General features: G+C 73.1%; 6 protein-coding genes. All 6 read left to right on the forward strand.

What is annotated here, in order from left to right:
* Positions 1-66: 66 nt before the first annotated feature.
* The 6 genes from AB0L34_RS32395 to AB0L34_RS32420 all read left to right on the forward strand — a co-directional run bounded on the left by AB0L34_RS32395 (position 67) and on the right by AB0L34_RS32420 (position 5,983).
* Positions 67-972, forward strand: a complete 906-nt coding sequence (locus tag AB0L34_RS32395; protein WP_363709316.1) for a sugar ABC transporter permease — start codon at positions 67-69, stop codon at positions 970-972.
* Entirely contained in the window at positions 969-1,871 is a 903-nt protein-coding gene (locus AB0L34_RS32400; protein WP_363709318.1) for a carbohydrate ABC transporter permease, read from the forward strand. The genes AB0L34_RS32395 and AB0L34_RS32400 overlap by 4 nt, the downstream gene beginning before the upstream one ends.
* Positions 1,868-2,872 (forward strand): hydroxyacid dehydrogenase, encoded by a 1,005-nt coding sequence (locus AB0L34_RS32405; RefSeq protein ID WP_363709320.1) that lies wholly within the window; start codon positions 1,868-1,870, stop codon positions 2,870-2,872. The genes AB0L34_RS32400 and AB0L34_RS32405 overlap by 4 nt, the downstream gene beginning before the upstream one ends.
* A gap of 55 nt (positions 2,873-2,927) precedes the next feature.
* Entirely contained in the window at positions 2,928-3,809 is an 882-nt protein-coding gene (locus AB0L34_RS32410; protein ID WP_363709323.1) for a Gfo/Idh/MocA family oxidoreductase, read from the forward strand.
* Between the two features lie 93 nt (positions 3,810-3,902).
* Positions 3,903-4,919, forward strand: a complete 1,017-nt coding sequence (locus tag AB0L34_RS32415) for an NAD-dependent epimerase/dehydratase family protein (protein WP_363709325.1) — start codon at positions 3,903-3,905, stop codon at positions 4,917-4,919.
* 8 nt (positions 4,920-4,927) lie between these two features.
* Positions 4,928-5,983: a dihydrodipicolinate synthase family protein gene (locus tag AB0L34_RS32420; RefSeq protein WP_363709327.1), complete on the forward strand. Its 1,056-nt coding sequence runs from the start codon at positions 4,928-4,930 to the stop codon at positions 5,981-5,983.
* The last annotated feature ends 82 nt before the right edge of the window (positions 5,984-6,065 follow it).

A 6,065-nucleotide genomic window follows, 5' to 3' on the forward strand; every position in this document is an offset into this window, starting at 1 on the left:
TATGTCGCCCAGCTCCTCTCGGCGGCCCCCCCCCGCCCACCGCGAGCCGCCGAGAAAGGTTGTCAGATGGTTGCACTACCGGGGACCCGCCGCCCGCGCGTACGCGTGCGCCGCCCCTCCGCCCGCGAGGCCGGCACGGCGCTGCTGTTCGTCCTGCCGTTCCTGCTGCTCTTCGTCGTCTTCCGGTTCGGGCCGGCGATCGCCGGGGTGGCCCTGGGCTTCACCGACTACACCATCGGTGGCGAGACGAGCTTCGTCGGGCTGGAGAACTTCCGCCGGCTCGTCGACGATCCCACGTTCTGGACGGCGCTGCGCGTCACGGTCCTGTTCACCGTGCTGTCCGTGCCGCTGTCGATGCTGGCCTCCCTCGGCATGGCGCTGCTGACCCGCCGCGCCTTCCGCGGCGCGAAGCTCTTCCGGTCCATCTTCTTCCTGCCGGTGGTGACCAGCCTGGTCCTCGCCGGCGTGGTCTTCGCCTGGGTCTTCGCCGAGGACGGGCCGTGGTCGCGGGCCATGGGCGCGATCGGCCTGCCGGCCGGCTCCTGGCTCGCCGACAGCGTGCTGGTGGTCCCCGCGCTGGTGCTGGTCTCGGTCTGGTCCCGCTTCGGCTACGGCATGCTGATCCTGCTCGCCCGGATGCAGGACATCCCGGCGGAGCTGGAGGAGGCGGCGCTGACCGACGGCGCGTCGGCGTGGCAGCGCTTCCGGTACGTGACGCTGCCCCAGCTGCGGCCCGCCCTGTTCTTCGTCGCCATCATCGAGACCACCGTGTCGTTCCAGGTCTTCGACCTGGTCTACGTGATGACCGGCGGCGGCCCCGTGCGGTCCAGCTACAGCCTGGTCTACCTGCTCTACGACCAGGGCTTCAAGTACTTCGACCTGGGCTACGCCAGCGCCGTCGGGGTCGCGCTGTTCGTGCTGACGATCATCGTGGCGCTGATCCAGCGGCTGACCCTCGGGAGGGAAGAATGACGGACACGATCACGCCACCGGCAACCGCCGTCCCCACCCCGCCGGCGTCGCCCAAGGGCGCCCGGCGGGCGTACCGGCCCGGCCGCGCCGGCAAGGGCTGGGTGGTCGGCCGCACCACGCTGCTGGTGGTCGGCGCGGCGGTCACGCTCTTCCCCTTCTACGCGATGGTCGTGCTGTCGTTCAAGCCGACCGGGCCGGTCACGTTCCCGGACAGCCTGCTGCCCTGGCCGTTCTCCACCGAGGCGTACGACCAGGTGGTCGGCGCCAAGAGCGTGCTGCGCTGGATGTGGAACACCGTCATCTACTCGGTGGTGTCGGTGGTCGGCGTGCTGCTGTTCGCCTCGATGGCCGGTTACGCCTTCGCCAAGAAGCGGTTCCCGGGCAAGGAGACCATGTTCTGGTCGTTCCTGGCGATGCTGATGGTGCCGTTCCACGTCACGATGATCCCGACGTTCATCATCATCTCCGAAATGAACGGCGTGGACACGTACTGGGGCATGATCGTGCCGACCCTGGCCAACGCCCAGGCGGTGTTCCTGATGCGGCAGTTCATCGCCTCGCTGCCCGACTCGCTGTTCGAGGCGGCCCGCCTCGACGGCTGCTCCGAGTGGCGGGTGTACGTCTCGATCGTGCTGCCGCTGATCAAGCCGATCCTCGCCACGCTCGGCGTCTTCGTCTTCCTGTGGCACTGGAACGACTTCCTGTGGCCGCTCATCGTCGGGCAGAGCCTCGACATGCGTACCCTCACCACCGGCATCGCATCCCTCCAGCAGGAGAACGTGGCGTTGAACATGCTCCTCGCCGGGTCGGTCGTGGCGTTCGTGCCGATCTTCATGGCGTACCTGATCGGACAGCGCTACTTCCAGGAGGGCGTCGCCACGACGGGCATCAAGGGATGAGCGTCATCGCGGTGGCGGCCTCGCCGGAGGTCCGCGAGCTGTTCTTCGACGCCGACGCCTGGGCGGCGCTGGGCCGGCTGGGGGAGGTGCGGCTGCCGGCCGACGGCGCCGACGTCGGCGACGAGACCACGCTCGCCCGGCTGCTCGCCGACGCCGACGTGGTGGTCACCGGCTGGGGCACCGCGCCCGTGTCGGCGGCGGTGCTCGCCGCCGCGCCCCGGCTGCGGCTGCTCGCGCACACCGGCGCCAGCGTCAAACCCTTCGTCACCCCCGCCAGCTTCGCCCGGGGCGTCCGTGTCAGCCAGGCCGGCGAGGCGATGGCGTACGCGGTGGGGGAGCAGGCGCTCGCGCTGACCCTCGCCCTGCTGCACCAGTTGCACCGCTTCGATCACGCGCTGCGGACCGGGGTTGACTGGGCGACCGCGAAGGCGGCGCCGCCCCGGCGGGAACTGCGCGGGGCGGCGGTCGGGGTCGTCGGGGCGTCCCGCACCGGTCGGGCGTACCTCGGCCTGGTGCGGGCGCTCGGGGCGCGGGTGCTGGTGGCCGATCCGTACCTGTCCGACGCCGAGGCCGCGACGCTCGGCGTCGAGCGGGTCACGCTCGACGACCTGCTCGCCCGCAGCCTCGTGGTGTCCCTGCACGCGCCGGTGCTGCCGGAGACCGTCGGGATGATCGGCGCGCGCGAGCTGGCCCTGATGCCCGACGGCGCGCTGCTGGTCAACACCGCCCGCTCGGCGCTGGTCGACGAGGCCGCGCTGCTGGCCGTGCTGCGCTCCGGGCGGATCGACGCCGCGCTGGACGTGTTCGACGCCGAGCCGCTGCCGGTGGACCATCCGTTCCGGCGGCTGCCGAACGTGCTGCTGACCCCGCACGAGGCGGCCGGGACGGTCGGGTCGCGGCGGCGGGCCGCCGACATCGTCGTCGCCGAGATCGACCGGTTCCTACGCGGGGAGCAGCTGCGCCACGAGGTGCGACCGGAGCACCTCGATCGCACGGGCTGAGCGCGGCTGACCTGCCCTGGCGCGGCGGCAGCCCGGATGAGTAGCCTCTGCGCTCATGCGCATCGCCCTCGCCGGACTGGCCACCAGTCACCCCTACACCGACGCCCGCACCCTGCGTGACGACGCGGAGCTCGTGGTGTGGGAGCCCGACCCGCAGCGGCTGGCGCGGTTCCGGGCCGAGCAGCCGGACGCGGCGGTCGCGCCGGACCTGGCGGCGCTGCTGGCGACCGACCCGGACGGCGTGGTCCTCACCGTCCCCACCTCCGACGTGCCCGAGGCGTTGGCGCAGGTGCTGGAGCGCAAGCTGCCGTGCTTCGTCAACAAGCCGGCCGCCGCGACCGTCGGGCAGCTCGGCCGGTTGGAACGGGTCGTGGCGCGGGCCCCGGAGCTGGTGCTCTCCTCCTCGGTGCTGCGCTTCGCGCCGGAGTTCGTCGCGTTCGACGTGCCGCGCGACGAGGTGCTGTCGGTGCGCGCCACGGTCCGGCACGACGTCGGGATCTGGGCCACCGGCTACAACCCGTGGCAGGACGACCCGACAGTCGGCGGGGGCACCCTGGTCATGATGGGCCTGCACGGGGTGGAACTGCTCGTCGCGCTGCTCGGGCCGGCCGTGCGGCTGTTGGGGGCCGCCGGCACCGTACGCCGGCACCGGGGCCTGCGCTCGGAGGACACGGGGCTGCTGGCCGTGCAGTGGGACGACGGGGTGCCCGGCACGGTGGAGGTGCTCGGGGTCAGCGAGGGCGAGGCGTACGAGGTCACCGTGCACACCGCCGCGGGGGAGCGCCGGGTGGTGCTGCGCGGCGGGGCCGACGAGTTGGGCTACCGGGCCACCATCGACGCGTTCGTCGGCATGGTCCGGGGCGCCCCGAGCCCGGTGCCGTGGGCGCAGACCCGCGCCGTCCTGGACGTTCTCACCTCGGCGCGTGCCGTGGCCTGACAATCGCCGACCCGATCCACGCGTCGGGTGCCTTGACGCCCCTCCAGCCGGAGGTTACGGTCATGACCGTTACTTCGGAAGGGGTGTGGTGGCATGCGTACGGTGGCGGACCTGGAGGAGCGGCTCTCCCGCCCGCGGGACGTCCTGGTGGACGATCTGCGCAAGCTCGACGGGGACATCCTGATCCTCGGGGCGGGCGGCAAGCTGGGGCCGAGCCTCGTCCGGCTGGCGCTGCGGGGCGTGGCGGCGGCGGGCACCGGTGCCAAGGTCATCGCGGTGTCCCGCTTCTCGGAGGCGGGACTGGCCGACGCGCTGCGCGACGAGGGCGCGGTGGTGGTCGAGGCGGACGTCACCGACGACGCCGCGCTGGCCGCGCTGCCCGACGCGGCCAACGTGATCTTCCTGGTCGGTGCGAAGTTCGGCACCTCCGGCCGGGAGCACGCCACCTGGGCCACCAACACCTACCTGCCCGGGCGCGTCGCGCAGCGCTTCGCCGGGTCCCGCCTGGTGGCGCTGAGCACCGGCAACGTCTACCCGCTGGTCCCGGTGACCTCCGGCGGCTGCGTCGAGCAGATCCCGGTCCAGCCGGTCGGCGAGTACGCCATGTCCTGCCTGGGTCGCGAGCGCATCCTCACCCACTTCGCGCTGCGCGACGAGACCCCGCTGGCCCTGATCCGGCTCAACTACGCCGTCGAGATGCGCTACGGCGTCCTCGTCGACATCGCCCGCGCCGTGCACGCCGGCGAGCCCGTGGACCTCACCATGGGACACGCCAACATCGTCTGGCAGGGCTACGCCAACGAGGTCACGCTGCGCGCCCTGCACCACACGCGGACACCGCCGTTCGTGTTGAACCTGACCGGGCCGGAGCTGGTCTCGGTCCGTCAGGTCGCCACCGCGCTCGCCGCCCGGCTGGGCCGCGAGCCGGTCTTCACCGGCACCGAGGCACCGACCGCGCTGCTGTCCAACGCCCAGCTCTGCCACCGGCTCTTCGGCTACCCCGACGTGCCGGTCGCCGAGCTGATCGACCTGACGGCGGACTGGGTCGCCGACGGCCAACCCCTGCTCGGCAAGCCGACCGGATTCCAGCGCCGCGACGGCAACTTCTAGGAGAGACCGTGTTGACCGCATCGAGCACCCGACAGACCTCGGCCCTGGCCCGGTTCCAGCGCGGCTGCGCCATCCCCGCGCACCCGCTGGCCCTGGACGCCGACCGCAAGCTCGACGAGCGCCGGCAGCGGGCGCTGACCCGCTACTACCTGGCCTCCGGCGCGGGGGGCGTCGCCGTCGGCGTGCACACCACCCAGTTCGCCATCCACGACCCGAAGGTCGGGCTGCTCGCCCCCGTGCTGGAACTGGCCGCCGAGACCGCGGCCGGCTCGGACGCGATCCTGGTCGCCGGCGCCTGCGGGGACACCGCCCAGGCGGTCGCCGAGGCGGAGCTGGCCGCCTCGCTCGGCTACGACATGGTGCTCCTGTCGCCGTACGCGCCGCTGGACGAGGACGCCCTCGTCGAGAGGGCCCGCGCGGTCGGCGAGGTGCTGCCGGTGATCGGCTTCTACCTGCAGCCGGCCGTCGGCGGGCGGGAGCTGTCCCGGGGCTTCTGGGCCCGGCTGGCCGCCCTCGAGTCGGTGGTCGGGATCAAGGTGGCGCCCTTCGACCGCTACCGCACGCTGGACGTGCTGCACGGCGTGGTCGCGGCCGGCCGCAACGGCGACCTGGCCCTCTACACCGGCAACGACGACCACATCCTGGCCGACCTCGTGGCGCCGCACCGGGTCGTCGTGGACGGTCGGGCCGTCGAGGTGGAGTTCGTCGGCGGGCTGCTCGGCCAGTGGGCGGTCTGGGCGAACACCGCGGTGACCCTGCTCGACGAGGCCCGCCGGGCCCGCGCCGGCGACGACGCCGCGCTGCGCCGGCTGCTCACCCTCGACGGCCACCTGACCGACGCCAACGCGGCCATCTTCGACTCCGCCAACGGCTACCACGGCTGCATCCCCGGCATCCACGAGGTGCTGCGCCGCCAGGGCCTGCTGGCCGGCCGCTGGTGCCTGGACCCGGCCGAGGAGCTGTCGCCGGGGCAGATGGCCGAGCTGGACCGGGTGCACCGGGCGTACCCGCACCTGCGCGACGACGACTTCGTCGCCGAGCACCTCGACACCTGGCTCTCCTGACCGGCGCGACGCGGTAGGGCGGTCGGCGGCGCGGGACACCGTCCCGGCCGCCGACCTCGGGGCCGCCCGCCCCGGACAGGGG

The organism is Micromonospora sp. NPDC052213, assembly GCF_040679695.1.
In the GTDB taxonomy this organism is placed as follows: domain Bacteria; phylum Actinomycetota; class Actinomycetes; order Mycobacteriales; family Micromonosporaceae; genus Micromonospora.